This window comes from Gordonia sp. Z-3, assembly GCF_036233855.1.
GTDB lineage: Bacteria > Actinomycetota > Actinomycetes > Mycobacteriales > Mycobacteriaceae > Gordonia > Gordonia tangerina.
In genome coordinates, this window is record NZ_JAZARS010000013.1 from 146,285 (window position 1) to 170,077 (window position 23,793).

General features: G+C 67.3%; 25 protein-coding genes and 1 pseudogene. 18 read left to right on the forward strand and 8 right to left on the reverse strand.

Features of this window, described 5'->3' with window-relative positions:
- Positions 1–22 precede the first annotated feature (22 nt).
- Complete coding sequence (locus tag VX037_RS16225; RefSeq protein WP_287015619.1) at positions 23–547, reverse strand: TetR/AcrR family transcriptional regulator; 525 nt, start codon at positions 545–547, stop codon at positions 23–25.
- A 231-nt stretch (positions 548–778) separates the two neighbouring features.
- Here VX037_RS16225 and VX037_RS16230 point away from each other — a divergent pair, with 231 nt between their 5' ends.
- Positions 779–1,642: a siderophore-interacting protein gene (locus VX037_RS16230; RefSeq protein ID WP_287015618.1), complete on the forward strand. Its 864-nt coding sequence runs from the start codon at positions 779–781 to the stop codon at positions 1,640–1,642.
- Positions 1,643–1,733: 91 nt separating this feature from the next.
- A complete protein-coding gene (locus VX037_RS16235) occupies positions 1,734–2,702 on the forward strand; it encodes a tyrosine recombinase XerC (RefSeq protein WP_287015617.1) in 969 nt (322 codons plus the stop codon).
- Here VX037_RS16235 and VX037_RS16240 read toward each other — a convergent pair.
- Positions 2,650–3,204 carry a murein hydrolase activator EnvC family protein gene (locus tag VX037_RS16240; RefSeq protein WP_287015616.1) on the reverse strand — a complete coding sequence of 185 codons (555 nt, stop codon included), beginning with the start codon at positions 3,202–3,204 and terminating at the stop codon, positions 2,650–2,652. The two genes, VX037_RS16235 and VX037_RS16240, sit on opposite strands and share 53 nt — an antisense overlap.
- 366 nt (positions 3,205–3,570) lie before the next feature.
- Here VX037_RS16240 and rpsB point away from each other — a divergent pair, with 366 nt between their 5' ends.
- Together rpsB and tsf are read left to right on the forward strand one after the other, a co-directional pair.
- A complete protein-coding gene (gene rpsB / locus VX037_RS16245) occupies positions 3,571–4,389 on the forward strand; it encodes a 30S ribosomal protein S2 (RefSeq protein WP_235722272.1) in 819 nt (272 codons plus the stop codon).
- Positions 4,390–4,478: 89 nt separating this feature from the next.
- The gene (gene tsf, locus VX037_RS16250; RefSeq protein WP_287015615.1) at positions 4,479–5,303 is read left to right on the forward strand and encodes a translation elongation factor Ts; all 825 of its coding nucleotides are present in this window, start codon (positions 4,479–4,481) and stop codon (positions 5,301–5,303) included.
- A 27-nt stretch (positions 5,304–5,330) separates the two neighbouring features.
- On the opposite strand, the gene VX037_RS16255 is transcribed toward tsf, so the two are convergent.
- A complete protein-coding gene (locus VX037_RS16255) occupies positions 5,331–5,663 on the reverse strand; it encodes a hypothetical protein (RefSeq protein WP_328714954.1) in 333 nt (110 codons plus the stop codon).
- Between the two features lie 113 nt (positions 5,664–5,776).
- Here VX037_RS16255 and VX037_RS16260 point away from each other — a divergent pair.
- The 5 genes and pseudogenes from VX037_RS16260 to VX037_RS16280 form a co-directional block, all read left to right on the forward strand.
- A pseudogene (locus VX037_RS16260) lies at positions 5,777–6,019 on the forward strand (alpha/beta hydrolase-fold protein); the annotation flags it as partial.
- Complete coding sequence (locus VX037_RS16265; protein WP_328714955.1) at positions 6,016–6,960, forward strand: glucosyl-3-phosphoglycerate synthase; 945 nt, start codon at positions 6,016–6,018, stop codon at positions 6,958–6,960. The pseudogene VX037_RS16260 and the gene VX037_RS16265, both read left to right, overlap by 4 nt.
- Before the next feature lie 150 nt (positions 6,961–7,110).
- The gene (pyrH, locus tag VX037_RS16270; protein WP_235722268.1) at positions 7,111–7,851 is read left to right on the forward strand and encodes a UMP kinase; all 741 of its coding nucleotides are present in this window, start codon (positions 7,111–7,113) and stop codon (positions 7,849–7,851) included.
- A gap of 54 nt (positions 7,852–7,905) precedes the next feature.
- On the forward strand, positions 7,906–8,463 hold the full coding sequence (gene frr / locus VX037_RS16275; protein WP_235722267.1) for a ribosome recycling factor: 558 nt from the start codon (positions 7,906–7,908) through the stop codon (positions 8,461–8,463).
- Between the two features lie 35 nt (positions 8,464–8,498).
- A complete protein-coding gene (locus tag VX037_RS16280) occupies positions 8,499–9,371 on the forward strand; it encodes a phosphatidate cytidylyltransferase (protein ID WP_266063046.1) in 873 nt (290 codons plus the stop codon).
- Between the two features lie 12 nt (positions 9,372–9,383).
- Here VX037_RS16280 and VX037_RS16285 read toward each other — a convergent pair whose 3' ends face one another.
- The gene (locus tag VX037_RS16285; RefSeq protein WP_235722265.1) at positions 9,384–9,770 is read right to left on the reverse strand and encodes a LapA family protein; all 387 of its coding nucleotides are present in this window, start codon (positions 9,768–9,770) and stop codon (positions 9,384–9,386) included.
- Positions 9,771–9,800: 30 nt separating this feature from the next.
- Between VX037_RS16285 and rlmN the strand changes: the two genes are divergently transcribed.
- Complete coding sequence (gene rlmN, locus VX037_RS16290; RefSeq protein ID WP_328714956.1) at positions 9,801–10,907, forward strand: 23S rRNA (adenine(2503)-C(2))-methyltransferase RlmN; 1,107 nt, start codon at positions 9,801–9,803, stop codon at positions 10,905–10,907.
- A 6-nt stretch (positions 10,908–10,913) separates the two neighbouring features.
- On the opposite strand, the gene VX037_RS16295 is transcribed toward rlmN, so the two are convergent.
- On the reverse strand, positions 10,914–11,177 hold the full coding sequence (locus tag VX037_RS16295; RefSeq protein ID WP_235722263.1) for a DUF2631 domain-containing protein: 264 nt from the start codon (positions 11,175–11,177) through the stop codon (positions 10,914–10,916).
- A 150-nt stretch (positions 11,178–11,327) separates the two neighbouring features.
- On the opposite strand from VX037_RS16295, the gene puuE reads away from it, so the two are divergent.
- The 6 genes from puuE to VX037_RS16325 all read left to right on the forward strand — a co-directional run bounded on the left by puuE (position 11,328) and on the right by VX037_RS16325 (position 18,816).
- Positions 11,328–12,284: an allantoinase PuuE gene (puuE, locus tag VX037_RS16300; RefSeq protein ID WP_235722262.1), complete on the forward strand. Its 957-nt coding sequence runs from the start codon at positions 11,328–11,330 to the stop codon at positions 12,282–12,284.
- Positions 12,285–12,348: 64 nt separating this feature from the next.
- Positions 12,349–13,524 carry a 1-deoxy-D-xylulose-5-phosphate reductoisomerase gene (dxr, locus tag VX037_RS16305; RefSeq protein ID WP_287015610.1) on the forward strand — a complete coding sequence of 392 codons (1,176 nt, stop codon included), beginning with the start codon at positions 12,349–12,351 and terminating at the stop codon, positions 13,522–13,524.
- Positions 13,521–14,750: a M50 family metallopeptidase gene (locus VX037_RS16310; RefSeq protein ID WP_287015609.1), complete on the forward strand. Its 1,230-nt coding sequence runs from the start codon at positions 13,521–13,523 to the stop codon at positions 14,748–14,750. The genes dxr and VX037_RS16310 overlap by 4 nt, the downstream gene beginning before the upstream one ends.
- 63 nt (positions 14,751–14,813) lie before the next feature.
- Positions 14,814–15,998: a flavodoxin-dependent (E)-4-hydroxy-3-methylbut-2-enyl-diphosphate synthase gene (gene ispG, locus VX037_RS16315; RefSeq protein ID WP_235722259.1), complete on the forward strand. Its 1,185-nt coding sequence runs from the start codon at positions 14,814–14,816 to the stop codon at positions 15,996–15,998.
- A 69-nt stretch (positions 15,999–16,067) separates the two neighbouring features.
- Positions 16,068–16,904: a GNAT family N-acetyltransferase gene (locus VX037_RS16320; protein ID WP_328714957.1), complete on the forward strand. Its 837-nt coding sequence runs from the start codon at positions 16,068–16,070 to the stop codon at positions 16,902–16,904.
- Positions 16,905–16,980: 76 nt separating this feature from the next.
- On the forward strand, positions 16,981–18,816 hold the full coding sequence (locus VX037_RS16325; RefSeq protein WP_328714958.1) for a penicillin-binding transpeptidase domain-containing protein: 1,836 nt from the start codon (positions 16,981–16,983) through the stop codon (positions 18,814–18,816).
- Positions 18,817–18,837: 21 nt separating this feature from the next.
- On the opposite strand, the gene VX037_RS16330 is transcribed toward VX037_RS16325, so the two are convergent.
- From VX037_RS16330 to VX037_RS16340, 3 genes are read right to left on the reverse strand one after another with little or no spacing between them, the layout of a single operon-like run.
- Positions 18,838–19,617, reverse strand: coding sequence for a heme ABC transporter ATP-binding protein (locus VX037_RS16330; RefSeq protein ID WP_328714960.1), 780 nt, complete (start codon positions 19,615–19,617; stop codon positions 18,838–18,840).
- On the reverse strand, positions 19,614–20,702 hold the full coding sequence (locus VX037_RS16335; protein ID WP_328714962.1) for a FecCD family ABC transporter permease: 1,089 nt from the start codon (positions 20,700–20,702) through the stop codon (positions 19,614–19,616). The genes VX037_RS16330 and VX037_RS16335 overlap by 4 nt, the downstream gene beginning before the upstream one ends.
- Positions 20,699–21,727 (reverse strand): heme/hemin ABC transporter substrate-binding protein, encoded by a 1,029-nt coding sequence (locus tag VX037_RS16340; RefSeq protein WP_328714969.1) that lies wholly within the window; start codon positions 21,725–21,727, stop codon positions 20,699–20,701. Before VX037_RS16340 ends, VX037_RS16335 begins: the two co-directional genes overlap by 4 nt.
- A gap of 146 nt (positions 21,728–21,873) precedes the next feature.
- Here VX037_RS16340 and map point away from each other — a divergent pair, with 146 nt between their 5' ends.
- Together map and VX037_RS16350 are read left to right on the forward strand one after the other, a co-directional pair.
- Positions 21,874–22,737 carry a type I methionyl aminopeptidase gene (map, locus tag VX037_RS16345; protein WP_287015603.1) on the forward strand — a complete coding sequence of 288 codons (864 nt, stop codon included), beginning with the start codon at positions 21,874–21,876 and terminating at the stop codon, positions 22,735–22,737.
- A gap of 93 nt (positions 22,738–22,830) precedes the next feature.
- The gene (locus tag VX037_RS16350) at positions 22,831–23,655 is read left to right on the forward strand and encodes an alpha/beta fold hydrolase (RefSeq protein WP_328714964.1); all 825 of its coding nucleotides are present in this window, start codon (positions 22,831–22,833) and stop codon (positions 23,653–23,655) included.
- Positions 23,656–23,793: the final 138 nt, after the last annotated feature.

Genomic DNA, 23,793 nt, shown 5'->3' on the forward strand with positions numbered 1-23,793 from the left:
CGACGGCGAGTTGCTGCTCGTCCTATCTACGGATCAGCATCTCGACGAAGATGCGTTTGTCGTCCTCGGTGGGCGCCTCGACTCGTTCGCCGCCCTGCATGTAGCCGATCCCGACGTACACGAGCGCGGTGGCGCGCGCGTGCGCGTCCAACGGCGAGAAACCCAGCTCCACGAAAGCGTCCTGTGCGACATCGAATGTCGTGTGATCGAGCGCCACCACCGCCGCCTGGAGCTCGGGGTCGGTCTCGGCCCACGCACGTACCGCTGCCTCCACCGAACGGCGGCGGGTATTGCTGACCAGGTCGCCCATCGACTGGATTCGCTCGACCGGCGGCAACTCCTGCAGATTGGCGAGCGTCCGCCGGGCCGCTTCCTCGATCCCACGGCAATGATCTGACAGCGCCGTCATCAACGCCGAGATGTCGGTGAAATGCCAGTAGAAGCTGCCCTTGGTGACCCCGAGCCGGTCGCACAGACGGGAGATCTTGATGGCACCGACACCGTCACTCATCAGCACCTGCATCGCCGCGTCGAGCCAATCGTCCACAGTGAGGCGGGACCCTCGTCTGGGTGACGACGACTCCGGCATGACTTCCCTCGCTCGGACTGGTGAGACAGATATTCAACGACCTGAAGTCCAAGATTAGATCACCACCGTCGCCGGTGCGGGCGCGGTGCAGGTCGCTGGGCAGCTCGGTGCCAACGGGACGTCGCCCGACGTCCCGTTCTGGTTAGGTTTACCTAATAGGGCGTACTGTGGTCGCGGAGAGGAGGCTTCATGGCCAAGAATCTGAACGTGATGACGGTGCTACGTCGCGAGCAGCTGACCCCGCACATCGTCCGGCTGTATCTCGGTGGCAACGGTTTCGACGACTTCGTCCCAGCGGGGGAGCCGGCGAGCTGGGACACCGACATGTACATCAAGCTCGCCTTCGGGCCCGACGGTGAGCCGTACCGCGGACGCGACTTCGACCGCAAGATGATCCGACTGCTGCCTTCGCGCGAGCAACCGGTGCTGCGGACTTACACGGTCCGGTCGATCGACCTCGCGGCGCGCGAGATCGCGGTCGACTTCGTCGTACACGGCGACGAGGGTATCGCCGGCCCGTGGGCAGCGCGGGTCGTGGCCGGCACCACCATCCACTTCCTCGGCCCGGGTAGCGGCTACCGGCCGCGCGGCGACGCCCCGTGGCACCTGTTGGCCGCCGACGAGGCGGGTCTGCCCGCAGTGGCCGCTGCCCTCGAAGCGCTGCCGGCGGACGCGATCGCAAAGGTCTTCGTCGAGGTCGCCGGACCCGAGGACGAGATCGAGCTGACCGCCCCGCCCGGGGCCGACATCGTCTGGGTGCATCGAGGTGGCGCGGCCGGTGAGGTCGCAGACGAACGGGCCGGCGACAACGCACCGCTGATCAGCGCGGTCCGCGACGCGGACTGGCTCGACGGGGAACCGCAGGTGTTCATCCACGGTGAGGCCCAGGCAGTGATGCACAACCTTCGCGCCTACGTCCGCAAGGAACGTGGCGTGAGTGCGGCCAACGCGTCGATCTCCGGGTACTGGCGCCGGGGCCGCACAGAAGAGGGTTTCCGGGAGTGGAAATCGGAACTACGGGCCGCAGAGGAAGCGGCCGGCGCGCCTGCCTGAACGCCTGCAGCTCGCCGCGTCGGCGGCCACGATCCGGCAACGACCCGCGTGGCCGGTTGCGCCCGGCCCGCCAAGCCGCTTGGGTCGGACCATGACCGACCGGTCCAACACCCGAAAGTCGTCGTCCACTGTGGATGGCCACGGGCTCCTCGACGACTTCACCACCCATCTCCGTTACGAGAAGGGACTCAGCGAGCACACCGTTCGCGCCTACGTCGGTGATGCTCGGGGCCTGGTGGCCTTCGCGGGTGCGCGCGGAGTTGCGATCACCGCGATGGATCTGGCGTTGTTGCGCGGTTGGCTCGCCGACCACACCCGCCGCGGCGCGGCCCGGACCACTGTTGCGCGTCAGGTCTCCTCGGCAAAGGCATTCTGCGCGTGGGCCGTTCGTGAAGGAGTGCTGGAGCACGACCCGGCGACCCGATTGCAGGCCCCCAAAGCACACCGGACGTTGCCGACCGTGCTGGGTCAGGACCAGGCCGCGGCCGCCGTGTCGGCGGTCGGCACCGTGACCGGCGGTGACGCTGCCGACGGCGAGACCGATCCTGTGCACATCGCCGTCGCCCTGCGCGACGCAGTCATCCTGGAGTTGCTCTACGCCAGCGGCATCCGAGTCGGTGAGCTGTGCGGACTCGACCTCGGCGATGTGGACACCGATCGGCGAGTGCTGCGGGTCATCGGCAAAGGCGACAAGCAACGATCGGTGCCCTACGGCGATCCCGCCGCCCGGGCGTTGCACCTATGGCTGCGTGACGGACGCGCGACGCTGGCGACCACGCGATCCGGCGATGCACTGCTGCTCGGCGTCAAGGGTGGGCGCCTCGACCAGCGGATGGCCCGTAGCGTGGTGCACCGCGCGGTGCAGGCTGCCGGAGTGCCCGACATCGGCCCGCACGGTCTGCGGCACAGCGCCGCCACGCATCTGCTCGAGGGCGGAGCGGATTTGCGGGTCGTGCAAGAACTTCTCGGCCACTCGTCGCTGGCGACCACCCAGATCTACACCCACGTCAGCGTGGAACGCCTGCGGGCCGTGCATCGCCAAGCCCACCCGAGAGCCTGACATCGTCCGGTTCGACCGGCTTGAGTCGTACCCGGACGGCGCCGAGCAACGCCATCGGGTTCAGGTACACCGCCGCGCGACCGCTGCCGCGCCGTGCACCCCAATGCAGACAGGCCACTGCCGGGCACCCCACATGACCCGCCACCACCACTCCGATCACCGTGCCGTGACGCACCGACTGACCTTCGCGCACCGACGCCCGGACCGGCTCGTAGGTGGTGATCAGGTCGTCGGTGTGCCGGATCGAAACGACCGGGCGTCCGGCGACCTCCCCGGCGAACCGGACACGGCCGTCACCGGCCGCGCGTACCGCGGCGCCAGGAGTTGCCGTGAGGTCCACCCCGCGATGCCCGGGAAGCCACCGTTGCTCCGGTGGATCGAAGCCGCGCACCACCTCTGGCGAGGGGATCGGTGCGACAAAGCGGGTGGCGTCACCGAATGCGATCGCGGGCAGCAGCCACAGCAGCAGGGTGACCACGCAGAGCTCGCCGATGGCGGTCATCAGCACGCGCAGCGTGGGTGACCATCGACCTCGGAATCGCGAAGACAGGGGCGCCATGTCTTTCAGACGCACGAGCGCGCCGGTTGGCTCCCGTGGATGTGCGAGACGCCGGTCACGGGGGCGGCTGCCGGGTTTTGGTTTTCTGCAGCTGACCGGCGTAAACTCGCTCACGCACCTCATCGCAGATCGATGAGGTGACTTCGCGCGCCTGCGAAGCGGCCGCCGTCACCTGTGACGACGCGGTCCACGCCGCCGGGTGGGCGGTCTCGGAGCGGTTCCGCCGCCGCCGGGTCCACCACGGTTGCAGGCGCCAGGGTCGGCATCAACCGGTGTCGACATCAACTGCACACAAAGGATAGTGACGACATGGCTGTCGTGACCATGAAGCAGCTGCTGGACAGCGGCGCACACTTCGGGCATCAGACCCGCCGTTGGAACCCGAAGATGAAGCGGTTCATCTTCACCGACCGCAACGGCATCTACATCATCGACCTGCAGCAGACGCTGACCTACATCGACAAGGCGTACGAGTTCGTCAAGGAGACCGTCGCCCACGGTGGCACCGTGCTGTTCGTCGGCACCAAGAAGCAGGCGCAGGAGTCGATCGCCGCAGAGGCGACCCGCGTCGGGATGCCGTACGTCAACCAGCGCTGGCTCGGTGGCATGCTCACCAACTTTTCGACCGTCCACAAGCGCCTGCAGCGCCTGAAGGAACTCGAGACCATGGAGCAGACCGGTGGTTTCGAAGGTCGCACCAAGAAGGAAATCCTCATGCTCACGCGTGAGAAGAACAAGCTCGAGCGCACCCTCGGTGGTATCCGAGATATGGCCAAGGTGCCGTCTGCCGTTTGGGTGGTGGACACCAACAAGGAGCACATTGCTGTCGGTGAGGCACGCAAGCTCAACATCCCGGTCATCGCGATCCTCGACACCAACTGCGATCCCGATCTCGTGGACTACCCGATCCCGGGCAACGACGACGCGATCCGCAGTGCCGCACTGCTGACCCGTGTGGTCGCCTCGGCCGTTGCCGAGGGCGTGCAGGCCCGCGCCGGCCAGTCGTCGGATGACTCCAAGCCGGAGGCGGGCGGCGGCGAGCCGTTGGCCGAGTGGGAGCAGGAGCTGCTCACCCAGGCCACCGCTCCCGCGGGTGGCGAAGCCGGTACCGCACCGGCCGCCCAGTAACCGGTCGCATCACCTCACCCGGTCCTGATGCCGGTCGGGTCGCGACCCGACCGGCATCGACACACTCTCTCTAAGGAGGCTCGCCAACGATGGCGAACTACACCGCAGCCGATGTGAAGCGTCTCCGCGAGCTCACCGGCTCAGGAATGCTGGACTGCAAGAACGCGCTGGCCAACAATGACGGCGACTTCGACAAGGCCGTCGAGGAGCTGCGCATCAAGGGTGCCAAGGACGTCGGCAAGCGCGCCGAGCGCTCCACCGCCGAGGGCCTCGTGGCCGCCAAGGACGGCGCCCTGGTGGAGATCAACTCCGAGACCGACTTCGTGGCGAAGAATGCCGAGTTCCAAGAACTCGCCGACAAGATCGTCGCCGTCGCCGCGTCGGCGAAGACCACCGACCTCGACTCGCTGAAGGCCGCGAAGCTCGACGACGGCACCGTCGACGACGCCGTGCAGGCCCTCTCGGCGAAGATCGGTGAGAAGCTCGAACTGCGTCGCGTCGCCTACTACGACGGACCGGTCGCGGTGTACCTGCACAAGCGTGCTTCCGACCTGCCGCCCGCCGTGGGTGTGCTGGTGTCCTACACCGGTGAGGGCGACGACGCGGCCGAGGCTGCGCGTGGCGCCGCCATGCAGGTCGCCGCGCTGCGGGCCAAGTACGCCACCCGCGACGAGGTCCCCGCCGACATCGTGGAGAACGAGCGTCGTATCGCAGAGCAGACCGCGAAGGAAGAGGGCAAGCCCGAGCAGGCACTGCCGAAAATCGTCGAAGGCCGCGTCAACGGTTTCTACAAGGACGTCGTGCTGCTCGACCAGCCGTCGGTGCAGGACTCCAAGAAGACCGTCAAGGCTCTCCTCGACGAGGCCGGCGTGACCGTCAACGGTTTCACCCGCTTCGAGGTCGGCCAGGCCTGAGCCGGTCGCAGATCGCAGAACCCCGCGTCACTTACCAGTGGCGCGGGGTTCGTGGTGTGTGGCCCCGGTTCTGATACCCCGACCCGATCGGGGTCGACGTCGCAGGCCCAGGGTTCCCGACAGAATCGCGATCAGCACGCAGGCACCCGCCAGTACCCACAGGGTCGCGACGAATGCGCCCACGAAGCTGTGTGCGGCGACGGTGCGAGTGGCGTGGTGCAGCTGCGGGCCGGCTTGTGCGGCGATTGTGGCCGCCATACCGGTGGTGTCCCCGCCGCCGGGTTGGCAGCCCGCGGCCGGCCGTTCGGGATGGGCCGAGGTGAGTTGTGCCGAGGCGCAGTCGGCGAAGCGTTGGGTCACCGGCTCGGCGGAAGATGGGTTCGACCGGGCTGTCGCGCAACTCGGCGGTCAGCTGGGTACGCGCCGATGACACCGCCGTCTCGGCCTGCGAGGCGACCTGACCGAAGAAGAACTATGACACCCTCGACGGACCGGGCATCGACGGAGACGGAATGAAGCTGTTCGATCAGCTCGCGGTGGGCGCCGTGATCGAGACGGCGACCGTGCAGTGCACTCGCAACCTCCAGCAACGCATGCGTGCCCTCGGCGTGTCGGCCACCTTCCACCTCTATGCCGGTGGCACGCATTCCTGGCCGTACTGGCAGGACGAACTCCACCGGGCCTGGCCGCAATTCGAGGAGGCGTTGGCGGGATGACGATCGCGGGGATGCAGGATTCGGCCACCTGGTTGGAGACCAACACCTGGGATCGCCTGCCTTGGAGCGTCGACGAGCTCATCGACCGCAAGGACGGTCGGACGGTGTCGGTGGTGCTGCCCGCGCTCGACGAGGAGGCCACGGTCGCGTCGGTGGTCGCGAGCATCACGCCTCTGCTCGGCGGACTCGTCGACGAGATCGTGGTCGTCGACTCGGGGTCGTCGGACAACACCATGGCGCGCGCGGCGGCCGCCGGTGCACGTGTCGAAACCCGGCAGTCGGCTCTCCCGGATGTCCCGGTGCTCGACGGGAAGGGTGAGGTCTTGTGGCGGTCGTTGGCCACCACCTGTGGCGACCTGGTGGTGTTTGTCGACAGCGACCTCGTCTCGCCGGACCCCGGGTACGTCCCTCGTCTGGTCGCGCCGCTGCTGATGGTGCCCGAACTGCATCTCGTCAAGGGCTACTACCGTCGGCCGCTGCTGAGCGCGGCAGGTGTCGATCCCGCCGGAGGCGGTCGGGTCACCGAGCTCGTGGTACGGCCGTTGCTCGCCGCGCTGCGGCCCGAGCTTGGCGCGCTGATCCAGCCGCTGGCCGGGGAGTACGCCGGCACACGTGAACTGTTGACCTCGATCCCGTTTGCAGCCGGGTACGGGGTGGAGATCGGCATCATCCTCGACACGGTGGAGCAATTCGGCATCGACGCCATCGGTCAGATCGACCTCGGCACCCGCATCCATCGCAACCGCCCCCTGCACGAACTCGGGCCGATGGCTCGACAGATCGTCGCGACGCTGCTCGCTCGCGTCGGTGTCGAGGATTCGGGAAGTGCCCTGACCCAGTTCGTGATGGCCGACGGCAGTCATACCATCCGTCGGTCGTGTCCGGTCCTCGACGACCGGCCACCCATGCGGACCGTCCTGGCCGCCGTCGGCAGTCGCTGACGCCGCGCCGCCTCCACCCCGCAGCCCGCCACCGAACAGCAGGTCGGGGTCCTTCGGTGCCCTTGTGAACGGTTTGTGACGCCGCATGTCATCGAACACCTCACGCCGGGACGTACGATATTCACCGAATCGACCAGTGGAGGAAGTTGGATGAGCGAAACCCCGGCCCCGCACGAGTCCGAGCGTCACGGCTTCACCCGGGTGCTCCTCAAGCTCGGCGGTGAGATGTTCGGAGGTGGCGGAGTCGGACTCGACCCCGATGTCGTCGGTACTGTCGCCGACCAGATCGCCGAAGTCGTCGGATCGGGTGTGCAGGTCGCGGTCGTGATCGGCGGCGGAAACTTCTTCCGCGGTGCCGAACTGCAGCAACGTGGCCTCGACCGCGCCCGCTCGGACTACATGGGCATGCTCGGCACAGTGATGAACTGTCTCGCGCTGCAGGATTTCCTGGAGAAGCGGGGCGTCTCCACGCGTGTGCAGACCGCGATCACGATGGGGCAGGTGGCCGAACCCTATCTGCCGCTTCGGGCGCAGCGACACCTCGAGAAGGGGCGGGTGGTGATCTTCGGTGCCGGCATGGGGATGCCGTACTTCTCCACCGACACCACCGCCGCGCAGCGTGCCCTGGAGATCAAGGCCGAGGTGGTGCTGATGGCCAAGGGGGTCGACGGGGTCTTCGACGCCGACCCGCGCACGGTGCCCGACGCGAAACTGTTCACCGAGATCACCCACCGCGAGGTGCTGGACAAAGAGCTCAAGGTCGCCGACGCGACCGCGTTCAGTCTCTGTATGGACAACAAAATGCCGATCCTGGTGTTCAATTTGCTCGAGCAGGGCAACATCGCCCGGGCCGTCGCGGGCGAACGGATCGGCACCCTGGTCGCCACCTGATCGACCCCACACTCATCCCACACGCACACCGCACCGAGTAGATATAGGACGACGATGATCGACGATGCGCTCCTGGACGCCGAAGAGAAAATGGAGAAGGCGGTCAGTGTCGCCAAAGACGACATGGGCTCCATCCGTACCGGTCGCGCCAACCCGGCGATGTTCAACAAGGTCCACATCGAGTACTACGGCGCTCTCACGCCGATCACCCAGGTGGCAGGCATCAACACCCCCGAGGCGCGCCTGGTGGTGATCAAGCCCTATGAGGCCTCGACCCTGCGGGACATCGAAACCGCCATCCGCAACTCCGATCTCGGTGTGAACCCGACCAATGACGGCAACGTCATCCGGGTGGCGATCCCGCAGCTCACCGAGGATCGTCGCAAGGAGCTGGTGAAGCAGGCCAAGAGCAAGGGCGAAGACGCCAAGGTCGCGATCCGCAACGTGCGCCGCAAGGCCGTCGACGAGCTCAAACGCATCCAGAAGGATGGCGAGGCCGGCGAGGACGAGGTGAACCGCGCGGAGAAGGAACTCGACAAGACGACCGCCGGTTACGTCACCCAGGTCGACGAACTCGTGAAGCACAAAGAGAACGAATTGCTCGAGGTGTGAGCACCGACCGCCCCCACGCATCGTCACCGCAGCCGATGGCCACCGAATCGACCGAGAGCCCGGAGACCCCGGACGCGCCGAAGACCACGAAGTCGCGCGCCGGACGCAATCTCCCGGCTGCGCTCGCGGTCGGATTCTCGCTCGGTATCTCGATCATCCTGATCCTGATCTTCGCGCCGAAGATCTGGTACGGGGTGGTGGCGGTCGCATTCGCGATCGCCACATGGGAGGTCTTCAAGCGACTGCGCGACGGTGGCTATCAGATTGCGTTCTGGCCACTGGTCATCGGCGGGCAGGTCATCATCTGGTCCGGGTGGCCCTGGGGTCCCACCGGTGTCCTGACCGCCTTCGTCGCGACCGTGCTGGTGCTGATGGTCTGGATGCTGCTGGCGCAAGGAATTCACCACGCGCCGGAGAATTATCTGCGCAACCTCGCCGCCAGCGTGTTCATCCTCGCCTGGCTGCCGCTGCTGGCATCCTTCGGTGCGCAGTTGGTGGTCCAGGATCATGGCGCCGCGCGGGTGGCGACCCTGATGGTGGTGGTGGTCTGCTCCGACGTCGGTGGCTACGGCTTCGGTGTGCTGTTCGGCAAACATCCGATGGCGCCGGCGATCAGCCCGAAGAAGAGCTGGGAAGGCCTGGTCGGGTCGTTCCTGGTGGGCACGGGCGGAGCGGTGTGTTGCGGGGTGTTCCTGCTCGACGCCCACTGGTGGGTCGGCATGATCCTGGGGCCGGTATTGGTGGTCTGCGCCACCCTGGGGGACCTGGTCGAATCTCAGGTCAAGCGCGACCTGGGAATCAAGGACATGGGTACGCTGTTGCCCGGCCACGGCGGCATCATGGATCGTCTCGATTCGCTGCTGCCGTCGGCCTTCATCGTCTGGGCGGTGTTGACGGCGTTGCTGTGAGCAGCGCCGTCGTCAGCGTTTGGCCTTTTTCAACGCCCGGCTGAGCTGCAGCATGCGGAGCCCGCCCGCGAACGCCACGATCAACGCACCGGCGATGGCGGCGATCAGCAGACTCACCCCGAGCGGCAGGTTGACCTCCCAGAAGATCAGCATGATCGTCTGGCTCTCCAGGTTCTGCAGGATGAAGATGAGCAGCAGGATGGTGATCACAGCGCCGATCACCAGACCGTAGAACGTCGCCCGAGTCCGGGTGTGCTCCACCTTCTTGATCTTGGTGCGCAGCTCATCGCGCTCGGCCAACAGCGCCTGATGCTCGCCGTCGGGCTCCGGCGTGGTGGGATGCTCGATCGGCTCGCCCGCGCCGACGGGCCGGTGCGGCTGCGGATCCGGTGTCGTCATACAGCCATCATGACATGCGACAATAACGGTATGACGTCATTGCCGCTCGTGTTCGACGCGCCCAAGCGCGGGCGTCCGCCCACCCACTTCGCCGACCTGGACACCGCAGGCCGGGTGACCGCGCTCTCCGCACTCGGTCTACCGAAGTTCCGCGCAAATCAGTTGGCCCGGCAGTACTTCGGCCGACTCAACGGTGATGTGGCCGAAATGACCGATCTGCCGTCGGCGGCCCGCGATGCCGTCGGGCAAAACCTCTTCCCGCCGCTGCTGTCGCCGGTGCGCCACATCGCCTGCGACGACGGCGACACCCGCAAGACGTTATGGCGACTGCACGACGGCACTTTGCTCGAGAGCGTGCTGATGCGCTACTCCGATCGCAACACACTGTGCATCTCGAGTCAGGCCGGTTGCGGCATGGCATGCCCGTTCTGCGCGACCGGACAGGGCGGTCTGGACCGCAATCTGTCGACCGCCGAGATTGTCGACCAGGTGCGTGCGGCAGCGCGCGCATTGCGCGACGGGGAGTTCGGGGAACCGGGCCGGCTGTCGAACGTCGTCTTCATGGGTATGGGGGAGCCGCTGGCAAACTACAAGCGCGTGGTCAGTGCGGTGCGGCAGATCACCTCGCCGGTGCCCGACGGACTCGGGATCTCCGCGCGATCGGTCACCGTCTCCACGGTCGGACTGGCCCCGTCGATCCGACGCCTGGCCGACGAGGGGTTGGCGGTGACGCTCGCGGTGTCTCTGCACACACCCGACGACGAACTGCGCGACACGCTGGTGCCGGTCAACAACCGATGGTCGGTGGCCGAGGTGCTGGACGCGGCCCGCTACTACGCCGACACCACCGGCCGTCGTGTCTCGATCGAGTACGCCCTGATCCGCGACGTCAACGATCAGCCGTGGCGAGCGGACATGCTGGGGGAGAAGTTGCGTCGGGCACTGGGATCGCTGGTCCACGTGAATCTGATCCCGTTGAATCCCACACCGGGGTCCGAATGGGATGCGAGCCCGAAGCCGGTGGAGCGCGGATTCGTCAGGCGGGTACGGGAACAGGGTGTGTCGTGCACCGTCCGGGACACCCGCGGCCAGGAGATCGCCGCGGCCTGCGGCCAGTTGGCCGCCGAAGAACGCTGACCGGCGTCAGTTCTTCCAACGACCGCGGCTGGTCCAGATCGGCTTGAGTAGGAAGAACGCGAGAACGGCGGCGAATGCGGCGAGGTAGATGTCCTCGACGTGGCCCGTGTGGTTACCGATGAACATCGCCAGCAGGGCGAACACGCAGAACCATCCGGCGATCATGAACGTCTTGCGGGCTTGTCCGTGCCACCCGAAGCGGGCCGACGGCGCATCCGCGGGCTCGCGAACCCAGCCGGTGTCGATCTGCTCAACCTCGGTGCTTGCCACGGTGGCTCCTCACTGTGCGTGCCGGTCGCTGCGTGCCGGCGGTCAGAAGTCTGACGACCGGTAGTAGTACGCGACAAGCATAACGGTAGGGCGCCGGTGGCGGCGCGGCGCCACCACGCGCAGACCCCGTCGGGGTGAAACAATGCCGCCATGTCCGACACCCCGCACCGAAAGCTGGCCGACTACCGCGGCGAGAACTACCCCCGCGACATGATCGGTTACGGTGCCGCACCGCCGGATCCGCAGTGGCCGGGCGGCGCGAAGATCGCGGTGCAGTTCGTCCTCAACTACGAGGAGGGCTCGGAGAACAACGTCCTCGAGAACGATCGGGCCAGCGAGACATTCCTCTCGGAGATGATCGGTGCGCAGGCATTCCCGAACCGGCACATGAGCATGGAGTCGCTCTACGAGTACGGATCGCGGGCCGGCGTGTGGCGCATCCTACGCACCTTCGGACGGCGTCAGTTGCCGCTGACGATCTTCGCGGTCGCCCAGGCGATGGCCCGTAACCCCGACGCCGCCGCCGCATTCGTCGAACGCGGCGACGAGATCGCCTGTCACGGGTACCGATGGCTCAGTTATCAGCTCGTCGACACCCACATCGAACGCGAGCACATGCAGGCGGGTATCGAGCTGTTGACCGAGATCACCGGCCAACGACCGCTGGGCTGGTACACCGGCCGCGATTCGCCCAACACCCGCCAGCTCGTCGTCGAGCAAGGCGGATTCGTCTACGACTCCGACAGCTATGCCGACGATCTGCCCTACTGGGTGAAGGTGCGTCGCGGCGAGCGGCTCGTCGACCACCTGGTGGTGCCCTACACCTTGGACACCAACGACATGCGATTCGCCTCACCGGGCGGTTTCCCGTCGGGCGAGCAGTTCTTCACCCACCTGCGAGATGCCTTCGACGTCCTTTACCGCGAAGGCGTCGAGGGCGCACCCAAGATGCTGTCGGTCGGGTTGCACTGTCGTCTCGTCGGTCGTCCGGCTCGCCTCGCCGCCCTCGAACGTTTCCTCGATCACATCCAGTCACACGAAGGCGTCTGGATCCCCCGGCGCATCGACATCGCCGAGCACTGGCGGTCGGTGCATCCACCGAGCTGACCCCGGCGGCGGACCCACTCCGCGGGATTTGGGGCACAGTCGATCGAAGCGGGACAATGGCCCGGTGACGACGCGCGTACTCATCCTCGGCTCGACCGGCTCTATCGGCGTCCAAGCCCTCGAGGTGATCGCCGAGCATCCCGAGCGATTCCAGGTCGTGGGACTCGGCGCCGGGGGCGGCAACCTCGATCTCCTGCGTGAGCAGGCCCGCGCATTCGGGGTCTCTGCGGATCGGTTGGCCGTCGCGGACCCGGCTGCCGCGCGGAGCCTGTCCGACGACCTCGGCTCGACGGTGTTGGGTGGCGCCGAGGCGATGTGCGACCTCATCGCCTCGGTGGACTCCGACGTGGTGCTCAACGCCGTGGTGGGCTCGATCGGGCTTCGACCCAGCCTGGCTGCGCTGCGGACCGGGGCCCGCCTCGCGTTGGCCAACAAGGAGTCGCTGGTCGCCGGCGGATCGCTGGTCCTCGATGCGGCGGCACCCGGGCAGATCGTCCCCGTCGACTCCGAGCACTCGGCCATCGCCCAGTGCCTGCGTGGCGGCACCGCCGCGGAGGTCGACCGCCTCGTGCTCACCGCTTCGGGTGGTCCTTTTTTCGGCTGGACACGGGAAGCCCTCCTCGACGTGACCCCGGAGCAGGCCGGTCACCATCCCACCTGGTCGATGGGTCCGATGATCACCCTCAATTCTGCGACCCTGGTCAACAAGGCACTCGAGGTCATCGAGGCGCACCTGCTGTTCGGCGTCGACTACGACCGCATCGACGTCACCGTGCACCGACAGTCGATCGTGCATTCGATGGTGACCTTCGTCGACGGAGCGACCATCGCAAAGGCGTCACCGCCGTCGATGAAACTGCCGATCGCGCTCGCCCTGGGGTGGCCCGACCGGGTGCCCGGCTCGTCGTCGGCGTGCGATTTCTCCACCGCATCCGCCTGGACCTTCGAACCCGTCGACAACGCCGTCTTCCCGGCCATCGACCTGGCGCGGGCGGCCGGGCAGGGGGGCGGCTCGCTGACCGCGGTCTACAACGCCGCGAACGAAGCGGCCGCGGCGGGTTTCTTCGCCGGCGCGATCCGGTTCCCGCGCATCGTCGAGATCATCGGTGAGGTGCTCGGCGAGGCAGATCAGTGGCGTGCGCAGCCAGGTACTGTGGAGGACGTCTTGGCCGCCGACCAGTGGGCACGCGCACAGGCATCGCGTCTGGTCACGGCATATTCGGATGGAGTGAATCAGTGAGTTTCGCCCTGGGCGTGGTGCTGTTCGCCGCGGCGCTGCTGTTGTCGGTGGCCTGGCACGAATGCGGCCACATGTGGGCGGCGCAGGCGACCGGCATGAAGGTGCGCCGCTACTTTGTCGGCTTCGGACCCACAGTCTGGTCGACGCGCAAGGGGGAGACCGAGTACGGGATCAAGGCGCTGCCACTCGGCGGCTTCTGTGACATCGCCGGGATGACGCCATACGACGAGATCGCCGACGAGGACCGGCCACGCGCCATGTATCTGCAGAAGCCGTGGAAGCGGCTCGTCGTGCTGTTCGCCGGGCCGGCCCAGAATTTCATCCTCGGCTTCGCCCTGGTGATCGTGGTCGGCGCGATCTGGGGCCTGCCGAACATCAGCCAGGACCCGGTGCCGGCGACCGTCTCGCAGGTGACCTGCGTGCCCGGCCAGACCACCTACTCGGCCGATGCCGAACCCATCTCGACGCCCTGCTCGGGTACGGGACCGGCCGGCGCTGCAGGGATGCAACCCGGCGACACCATCGTGGCGGTCAACGGTCAGTCCGTCTCCGACTACTCCGAGGTGTCGACGCTCATCACCGACGCGTCGGGGCCGGTCGCCCTCACGGTGGACCGCGCTGGTCAACAGATCGATCTCACCTTGACGCCGCAACCGTCGACCGTCGTGATCAACCAGACCGACGGGACCACCACCACCGAGCAGACCCGCAAGGTCGGCATCACGTTCTCGCCGCCGCCCGCGATCACCCAGTACGACGGTCTCGCCATCGTCCCGGGAGCGTTTGTCTTCACCGGCGACCTGTTCGTGGCCACCTGGGACGCCCTGCTGTCGCTGCCGTCGAAGGTCAGTGCACTGTGGACCGCGGTGACCGGCGGCGAACGCGCGGCCGACACACCCGTCAGTGTCTATGGTGCGTCGGTGATGGGTGGACAGGCCGCCGAACGCGGCGCCTGGAGCCTGTTCCTGATGCTGCTGATCAGCATCAATTTCTTCCTCGGCTTGTTCAACCTGGTGCCGCTACTACCGTTGGACGGCGGACACATGGCCATCGTCGGCTACGAGAAAGCTCGCAACACCGTGCGCGGCTGGTTCGGCCGCGCTGCCGCCGGGCCGGTCGACTACCTGAAATTGATGCCGATCACCTACGCGGTCGTCGTCGTCATGGGTGGATTCATGGTGTTGACACTGACCGCCGACATCATCAACCCCATCAAGATCTTCTGACCACACCCGTATGACCCACGACCACAGCCCCATCAAGATCTCCTTACAGACGAGGTGAACGAGATGAACGCCCCCACATCGTCCGACCCGATTCAAGTCGGGCTCGGCATGCCCGCCCCACCGCCGCCGGTGCTGGCCCCGCGCCGCACGACGCGCCAGATCCAGGTCGGTTCGGTCGGCGTCGGCAGCGACCACCCGATCTCGGTGCAGTCGATGACCACCACCAAGACCCACGACATCAACGCGACCCTGCAACAGATCGCCGAACTCACCGCCTCCGGCTGTGACATCGTGCGCGTCGCGTGCCCACGCCCCGAGGACGCCGAAGCGCTGCCGATCATCGCCAAGAAATCGAAGATCCCGGTGATCGCCGATATCCACTTCCAGCCGAAGTACATCTTCGCGGCGATCGACGCCGGTTGCGCGGCCGTGCGCGTCAATCCCGGCAACATCAAGGAATTCGACGGCCGCGTCAAAGAGGTCGCGCAGGCCGCCGGCGCCGCCGGCATCCCCATCCGCATCGGTGTCAACGCCGGCTCGCTGGACAAACGCATCATGCAGAAGTACGGCAAGGCGACTCCCGAGGCACTCGTCGAGTCCGCGCTCTGGGAAGCCGGGCTCTTCGAGGAGCACGGTTTCGGCGACATCAAGATCTCGGTAAAGCACAATGACCCGGTGATCATGGTGGAGGCCTACCGACAGCTCGCCGCGCAGTGCGACTATCCGCTGCATCTCGGAGTGACCGAGGCCGGACCCGCATTCCAGGGCACCATCAAGTCGTCGGTGGCCTTCGGGGCGCTGCTCGCCGAGGGGATCGGCGACACCATCCGGGTCTCGTTGTCGGCGCCGCCCGCCGAGGAGATCAAGGTGGGCGACGCGATCCTGCAGTCGCTCAACCTTCGTCCGCGCAAGCTCGAGATCGTGTCGTGTCCGTCGTGCGGGCGCGCCCAGGTCGACGTGTACAAGCTCGCCGACGAGGTGACCGCCGGCCTCGAGGGTATGGAGGTGCCGCTGCGGGTGGCCGTCATGGGTTGCGTCGTGAACGGGCCGGGCGAGGCCCGTGAGGCCGATCTCGGTGTCGCGTCGGGCAACGGCAAGGGACAGATCTTCGTGAAGGGTGAGGTCATCAAGACCGTGCCGGAGGCGCAGATCGTGGAGACGTTGATCGAAGAAGCGCTGCGGATCGCGGGTGAGTCAGGCGACACTGGTGACAGGGAAGCGGGTTCACCGGTCGTCACGGTCAGCTGATCACGACGTCGATGACCGTCGGCCGCGTCGCGGTCTGCATCCCGCCCGAGAACGGCAGAGGGAGCGGTGGTGCTGAAGCTACTGGGTGATCGCCCGCTGGGCGCACGCGATGCGCCGGTGGTGGAGCATGTGCTGTCGTCGGATCCGGTGGCGATGTGCATGGTTGCGGCCCGGTTCGAGTCGCACGGCATCAACCCGCGCCTGTTGGGCGGAGAATTGTGGACCGTCGACGATCCGACCAGCTCATTGTGCTTTTCCGGGGCCAACCTCATCCCTCTGGTCGGGTCCACCGACTCGATGGAGGCGTTCGCCGACCGCGCGGCCGCCGCGCCGCGCGTGTGTTCGTCGATCGTCGGACGGGCCGAGATGGTGCAGGCCTTCTGGGATCGGATCGGCGCATGCTGGGGTCCGGCGCGGGAGGTGCGCGACTCGCAACCGCTGATGGCGTTGACGGACGCGCCCGCCGTGGCGCCCGATCCGCTGGTTCGCCTGGTCACCCTCGACGATCTCGACGCCTACCTACCGGCTGCGATCGACATGTTCATCGGCGAGGTGGGGGTGGACCCGTGCGCCGGCGACGGAGGCCGGTCCTATCGCCGCCGCCTGGCCTCGCTGATCACCGCGCAACGGGTGTTCGCCCGATTCGATCGCGGTGAGGTCGTGTTCAAGGCCGAGATCGGTTCGCTGTCCCGTCGGGTCGGCCAGATCCAGGGCGTCTGGGTGGCGCCGCACCGGCGCGGCGAGGGGCTCGGCGCGGCCGGTACCGCCGCCGTCGCCGCCGCGGTGATGGCCTTCGGTCGTACCCCGAGCCTGTACGTCAACAGCTTCAACCTTCCCGCGCGAGAGGTGTACCGGCAGATCGGTTTCCGCGAAGTCGGCACCTTCGCGACCATCCTCGTCGACTGAATCCGCCGACGGCAGTCGGCGAATCCACCGCGTGGCGCACCGGATTTCGACTCGTCCGCCCATATGATCGACACCGATGTTGCGGATGAGACGACGAGTAGTCAGTGTGGCGTGTGTGTCGCTGAGTGCTGCGCTGACGCTCGGGGTGGCCGGTTGCGCCACCGCCGACGACGGTCCGCGGCAGGCGGTCGAGCGTTTCCTCGCTGCATACGGCGCCCGCGACATCGCCGCAGCCGCCGCCCTCACCGACAACCCGCAGGCCGCACGCGACGACCTCGACGCCGCGTGGGACGGTCTGGCCGCGGAGAACCTCACCGCGAGCACCGGCAAAGCGCGAGTGACCGGCGACATCGCCGACATCGACGTCACCTACCACTGGGATCTGCCGAGCGACCGCGAGTGGAGTTATCCCGCCCGGGTCAAACTCGCCCGCAGCGATGCTGGGTGGTCGGTGCGCTGGACCTCCACCGACATCCACCCGGACCTCGGTGCCAACCAACGGCTTTCGTTGCGACTGTTGCAGGCCCCGCGGGCGACCGTCAACGAGTCCGATGGGTCGGAGGTGATGGTCAACGGCACGGTCATCGGGATCAACTTCGACGCCGCCGAGGCGGCGGCGCACGGGTCGGTCGCCGATTCGGTGACCCGCCTGGTGTCGGCACTGCGGCCCTCTGCGCCGTCGCTGTCGGCGCAGAAGATCGCCGAGGAGTCCACGGCCAGTGGCGAGCCGTACCCGATCACTCGGCTGTCGGAACGCGATTTCGATCGCCTGCGCGATCAACTCGCCATCCCAGGCGTCGTTCACAACGAACAGGCCGAACTGGTCGCGAAGAACCCGGGTTTCGCCCCGGCACTGCTCACCGAGGTGAAGAAGGTCGTTGACAGTGAGGTCGAAGGTCGGGTCGGATGGCGTGTCGTCACCGTCAACCCCAACGGCCTCGACGCCGACGTCCTCGCCGATCACGCCCCGGAACCCGCGCCGGCGATCTCGCTCAGCCTGTCGCGGCGCGTGCAGAACGCCGCGCAGCGGGCGGTGGACGCCACCAACCGCTTCCAGGTCGCCATGGTGGTTCTCCAGCCGTCCACCGGCCGGGTTCTGGCCGTCGCGCAGAACAAGGCGGCCGACCGGGACGGGCCGATCGCCACCACCGGTCTGTACCCGCCCGGATCGACCTTCAAGATGGTCACCGCGGCCTCGGCCATCAGCCGCGATCTCGCACATCCCGGTTCGATGGTGCCGTGTCCGGGTGAGATCGAGATCGGTCCGCGCCGAATCCCGAACTACAACGGCTTCTCGCTGGGCACCGTCTCGATGCTGAAAGCCTTCGCCAGTTCCTGCAACACCACTTTCGCCTTCCTGGCCAGCAAGATGGGCCCATCAGATCTCGCGCACACCGCGGCGGCGATGGGAATCGGCCAGCACTACGACATCGCCGGTCTCGACGTGGTGTCCGGGTCGGTGCCGATCGCTCCGGAACTGGTCGCGCGAACCGAGGATGGCTTCGGTCAGGGCAAGGTCCTGGTCAGTCCGTTCGGGTTGGCCACGGTCGCAGCGACCGTGGCCAACAACGGCACCGCGCCGGTCCCACAGCTTATCCTGGGCAAACGGACCACGGTGGAAGGTCCGCAACCGACGCTCGACCCGAAAGTGGTCGAAGAACTACGCCCGATGATGCGCGCTGTGGTCACCCAGGGCACGGCGACGGTCATCGACGGCGAGGGCGAAGTGCTCGGCAAGACCGGTGAGGCCGAGTTCGCCGGCGGTTCGCATGCCTGGTTCGCCGGCTACCGCGGAGATCTGGCGTTCGCCACCCTCGTGGTGCGCGGTGGCGACTCCAACAACGCCGTGGGCGTGACGCGCGACTTCTTCGCCGGACTGCCACCGGGATACGCGGTCGGCGCGCGGTCCTGACCGGCCAAGCGGGCAGGCCGGTCAGGTCCGGCGCGGCACGATGATCGGCTGTCCCGACTCGGGATGATCCCAGATCTCCACCGGATGGTCGTAGGTGTCCGACAGCAACTGCGCGGTCATCACCTCGCGGGTCGGTCCATCGGCCAACAGATGGCCGTCCTTCATCAAGGCGACGCGATCGGCGTAGGCGGCCGCCAGCGAGAGGTCGTGCACCACCAGCACGACGGCGCAGCCGTCGTCGCGGGCGGCCCGCAGGATGTCGAGGACGGTCTCCTGGTGGTGGATGTCGAGCGCGGCGGTCGGTTCGTCGAGCAGCATCACCGGTGTCTGCTGGGCCAGCGCCCGCGCGATCGACACCCGGGCCTGCTGGCCGCCGGACAACTGCGCGAACGGGCGATAGGTGATGTCGTGCAGATCGCACGCGCGGATCGCGTCGTCGATGATCTCAGGTGACCGGCGTGCGGCGTCGGTACGCAGCCAGGGGAAGCGACCCATTTCGATGACCTCGATCACCGAGAAGGGGGTGTCGGTGCGATTGTGCTGGGTAACGAACGACCGCATGCGGGCAAGTTCCCGAGCAGAGACCTTCGCGATCGGCCGGTCGTCGATGTGGACGGTGCCGCGGTCGGGGGTGCGTAAACCGGCCAGCACCGACAACAATGTCGACTTGCCGCAGCCGTTGGGCCCGACGAGCGCGTGCAGCGAGCCGGGTTCGACTCGTAGTGAGACGTCGCGCACCACATCGCGATCCCCCAGGGTGACGGTGATGTGCTCGGCTACGACACCGCCCGACCCGGTCACCAGCCCGCCCCCGCCCGTCGGCTACGCCGCAGCAGCAGGAAGAACACCGGTCCACCGATGAGTGAGGTGAACATCCCCAACGGGAGGTCGGCGTCGCCGAGCATTGTGCGGGCCGCCAGGTCGGCGGCCGTGATCACCAGCGCGCCCCCGACCACGCTGGCAGGTAGCAGGATCGCATGGCGTGGACCCACGATGAGCCGCAGCACGTGCGGCACCACCAAGCCGACGAACATGATGATCCCGGAGAAGGCGACCGCAGCGCCGGTCAGGATGGAGACGAGCACGATCACCTGACGGCGGACGACCTCGACGTTGACCCCCAACGACGCGGCCTGGATCTCGCCGAGGGCCAGCAGGTCGAGCTTGTGCACCAGGACCAGTGACGCAGCGAGCGCCGCGATGATCAGCGGAGCGGCCACCCACACCTCATCCCAGGTGGTGCCGGCCAGCGAACCCAGTTGCCAGAACACGATCTGTTCGCGTGCGGCCGTGGACGCCACGAAGGTCAGATAGGCGATGATGCCGAGGGTGAAGGCGTTCACCGCGATCCCGGTGAGCACCAACATGATCGCGGACGTGGAGCCGTCGCGCAGGGACAGTACGTACACCGACGCGGCGGTGAACAGAGCGAACACGAAGGCCGCACCGGCCAACGCCCAGTCGTTGGTGGCCCCGCCGCCGAGCACGATCATCAGACATGCGCCGACGGCCGCGCCCGACGACACCCCGATGATGCCCGGTTCGGCGAGCGGGTTGGCCAGCACACCCTGCAGCAGGCAGCCGCCGGCACCGAGCGCGGCGCCCACCAACAGGCCCAACACGATCCGCGGGAACCGGACGTTCCATAATGCGGCCTCACCGTTGGGGTGCGACGGCAGGGGACCGATCTCGAGGTGGAAATGGTGGGCGAGGCTGCCGAGCACCTCGATCGGTGGGACACCCACCCGGCCCATACCGGCCGAGAGCACGATGAGTGCCGCGGTCGACACGAGCAGGACCGCGAGGACGACGATGTTTCGGGTGCGATGGCGGTTGCGGTGGCCGGCCGCGACCGGCGTCACCCGTTCGGACGTGGGGGCACTCATGCGTAGATCGCCTCAGCCAGGGCGCCGAGTACCTTGCCGGCGTCGGGGCCGAACGCCAGGATCTCGGTTTCGTCCATCTGTACGATGCGCCGGTTGCGCCCCGCATCTGTCTCGGCGATACCGGGCAACTCCAGAACTCCATCGAGCCCACCGACGGTGTCGGCGCCCTGCGTCATCACCAGCAACACGTTCGGGTCCGCCTCGATCATCGCCTCGGCGCTGATCGCGGTGAATGCCCCGCTGAGGTCGGCCTCGCGGCCGGCATCGCGCCCGCCGAGGTTCTCGATCAGGTCGTCGGCACCGGATCCCGGTCCCGCCAGCAGGATCAGATTGCGGCCTCGGATGTAGACGAAGGCCATCACCGGGTCCCCGGACGGGGACGGGACGAGATCCCGTGCCGCGGCGACCTCGCGGTCGGTGCGGGCCACCAGCTGCTCACCCTGCACGGGCACACCGAGCGCGTCGGCGACCGAACGCATCAGGGAGTCGTTGGCGTCGAGGCTTCGGGTACCGGGGAACACGACGACCGGGATGCCGGAGTCGCGGACCTGATCGACGGCCGCCGCGGGCACGGTGTTCTCGTCGACGAGTACGACGGTGGGCGACAGCGCCAGGACCGCCTCGGCGTTGAGGCTGTGCCCGCGGTTGGTGACCACCGGTAGGTCCACCGCGCTCGGAAACGCCGTCGACGTGTCGCGCCCGACCACGTTCGGACCCAAACCGAGCGAGAACACGATGTTGCCGAGAGTGCCGTTGATGTCGACGGCGATGATCCGGTCGACATCGGCGACCGTGACCGGCCCGTGTCCCGTGGAGTCGACGGTGACCGGCAGCGTCGGGGTCGGATCGGTCGCGATCGGCGTCACGTCGGTGGCGGGTAGCTCCGCGGTCTGCGGCCCGTCGGCCAAGTGCGCGGTGGGCGCCACCGACGCGGTCGGCTGCTCGATGGGTTCCACGAAACATGCGGACAGGGTTCCGATGATGAGCACGACGAGCACCGCGAGCGCCGGACGCACCGTACCGATCCTGCTCACCCGCTCACCTGCGCCACGATTCCTCCCACCGCCCGACTTGGTCGGCGCTTCATCTGCCCTTAGTCTCACCTTAGTTCGCCTCGCACTCGCGACCCACGCCGACTCCGGCGTGAAACCGGACTCGATAAGCTGGCACCATGACCGTTCGCGCCGCCCTGCGTCCCGGCACCCTCTCGCCGACGCGTCCCGTCCCCGATTCCATCGAACGGCCGGAGTACGCGTGGCGGGACACCGTCAATGAAGGACACGAACCGTGGGTGCAGACCCCGGAGACCATCGAGAAGATGCGGGTGGCCGGCCGGATCGCAGCCAACGCGCTCGCCGAGGCGGGCAGGGCGGTGGCGCCCGGGGTCACCACCGATGAACTCGATCGGATTGCGCACGAGTACATGGTCGATCACGGCGCGTATCCGTCGACCCTGGGCTACAAAGGGTTTCCCAAGTCGTGCTGCACCTCGCTGAACGAGGTCATCTGTCACGGCATCCCGGACTCGACCGTGATCGCCGATGGGGACATCGTCAACATCGATGTCACCGCCTACATCGACGGGGTGCACGGCGACACCAACGCCACCTTTCTGGCCGGTGACGTGTCCGCCGAGGCCGCCGATCTGGTCGACCGGACCCGGATCGCCACCGAACGGGCCATCAAGGCGGTGAAACCGGGACGCGAACTGAACGTCATCGGGCGTGTGATCGAGGCCTATGCCAACCGCTTCGGGTACACCGTGGTCCGCGACTTCACCGGCCACGGCATCGGTGAGACATTTCACAATGGTCTGGTGATCCTGCACTACGACCAGCCCAACGTCGACACGGTCATCGAGCCGGGCATGGTGTTCACCATCGAACCGATGATCAACCTCGGTGGGCTCGGCTATGAGATCTGGGACGATGGCTGGACCGTCGTGACCACCGACAAGAGGTGGACGGCCCAGTTCGAACACACCCTGGTGGTGACCGAGGACGGCGCAGAGATCCTCACGCTGCCCGATCACTGAGCCGCGCGTCGTCGGCCCTCGGGTGTCGGCTCAGCGGTGGACGGTGTGTGCGGCGGCCGACCACGCCCACGAGTCGTCGCCTATCCTGAGCGCGTGGACACGCAACACCGCGCCGTTCAGGTCGGCGAGCACACTTTCGACACCCGGATCAGTGGCCCCGAAGACGGAAAATGGGTGCTGCTGCTGCACGGATTCCCGGTCAACAGTTCCTGCTACGACACCGTCGTTCCCCGCCTGCACGAGAGTGGTCTGCGCACAATCGTTTTCGATCAGCGCGGGTACAGCCCCGGCGCTCGCCCGGACGGGGTGGACGCCTACCGACTGGAACTGCTCGTCGGTGACGCGATCGGCCTGCTCGACGCGCTCGGTGTCCAGTACTCGATGCTGGTCGGTCACGACTGGGGCGGCATCGTCGCCTGGCACCTGGCGGCCAAGCACCCGGACCGATTCACCGGCCTGGTGGCTGCGAGCACCGGACACCCGTCTGCGATGCGCGACGCCCTGGAGTCCTCGGACCAGCGTGAACGTTCGCGCTACATCAAGGATTTCATCGCAGACGACGCCGAGGGCAAGCTGCTCGCCGACGACGGGGCCGCACTGCGCGCCGCCGGGGTGACTGTCGAGGAACTCGCTCCGCTCACCGAACCGGGCGCTCTGACCGGACCGCTGAATTGGTACCGCGCCAATTTCACCGGCGACATCGCGGCCACTCTGGCGTGCCCGCCGGTCGAGATCCCTACGACCATGGTCTGGGGTGACGCCGACGATGCGCTCGGCCGTGAACAGGCGCAACTCAGCGGACGCTACGCGTACTCCGACTTCCGTTTCTGCGAGCTGCCCGGGGTTGACCACTGGGTTCCGCAGCACGCCGCTGCCGCACTGGCCTCGGAGATCGCGCTGCGCTCCACGGTGTTCTGATTCACCCGCGGTTTCGCGACACCTTGTTTCCCGTTCGCGACACCTGGTGTCCGCGGGTGTCCGCGGGACACTAGCCTCGATCTTTCACGTGGCCGGCGTTTGTGGTGGTCAGCGGGTCAGCGTGGGGTGAGCAGGGGC

Coding starts and splice junctions, on each gene's coding strand:
- VX037_RS16230 (WP_287015618.1), top strand. CDS start 779: ATGGCCAAGAATCTGAACGTGATGACGGTGCTACGTCGCGAGCAGCTG.
- VX037_RS16235 (WP_287015617.1), top strand. CDS start 1,734: ATGACCGACCGGTCCAACACCCGAAAGTCGTCGTCCACTGTGGATGGC.
- VX037_RS16240 (WP_287015616.1), bottom strand. CDS start 3,204: ATGACCGCCATCGGCGAGCTCTGCGTGGTCACCCTGCTGCTGTGGCTG.
- rpsB (WP_235722272.1), top strand. CDS start 3,571: ATGGCTGTCGTGACCATGAAGCAGCTGCTGGACAGCGGCGCACACTTC.
- tsf (WP_287015615.1), top strand. CDS start 4,479: ATGGCGAACTACACCGCAGCCGATGTGAAGCGTCTCCGCGAGCTCACC.
- VX037_RS16265 (WP_328714955.1), top strand. CDS start 6,016: ATGACGATCGCGGGGATGCAGGATTCGGCCACCTGGTTGGAGACCAAC.
- pyrH (WP_235722268.1), top strand. CDS start 7,111: ATGAGCGAAACCCCGGCCCCGCACGAGTCCGAGCGTCACGGCTTCACC.
- frr (WP_235722267.1), top strand. CDS start 7,906: ATGATCGACGATGCGCTCCTGGACGCCGAAGAGAAAATGGAGAAGGCG.
- VX037_RS16280 (WP_266063046.1), top strand. CDS start 8,499: ATGGCCACCGAATCGACCGAGAGCCCGGAGACCCCGGACGCGCCGAAG.
- VX037_RS16285 (WP_235722265.1), bottom strand. CDS start 9,770: ATGACGACACCGGATCCGCAGCCGCACCGGCCCGTCGGCGCGGGCGAG.
- rlmN (WP_328714956.1), top strand. CDS start 9,801: ATGACGTCATTGCCGCTCGTGTTCGACGCGCCCAAGCGCGGGCGTCCG.
- puuE (WP_235722262.1), top strand. CDS start 11,328: ATGTCCGACACCCCGCACCGAAAGCTGGCCGACTACCGCGGCGAGAAC.
- ispG (WP_235722259.1), top strand. CDS start 14,814: ATGAACGCCCCCACATCGTCCGACCCGATTCAAGTCGGGCTCGGCATG.
- VX037_RS16325 (WP_328714958.1), top strand. CDS start 16,981: ATGTTGCGGATGAGACGACGAGTAGTCAGTGTGGCGTGTGTGTCGCTG.
- VX037_RS16335 (WP_328714962.1), bottom strand. CDS start 20,702: ATGAGTGCCCCCACGTCCGAACGGGTGACGCCGGTCGCGGCCGGCCAC.
- map (WP_287015603.1), top strand. CDS start 21,874: ATGACCGTTCGCGCCGCCCTGCGTCCCGGCACCCTCTCGCCGACGCGT.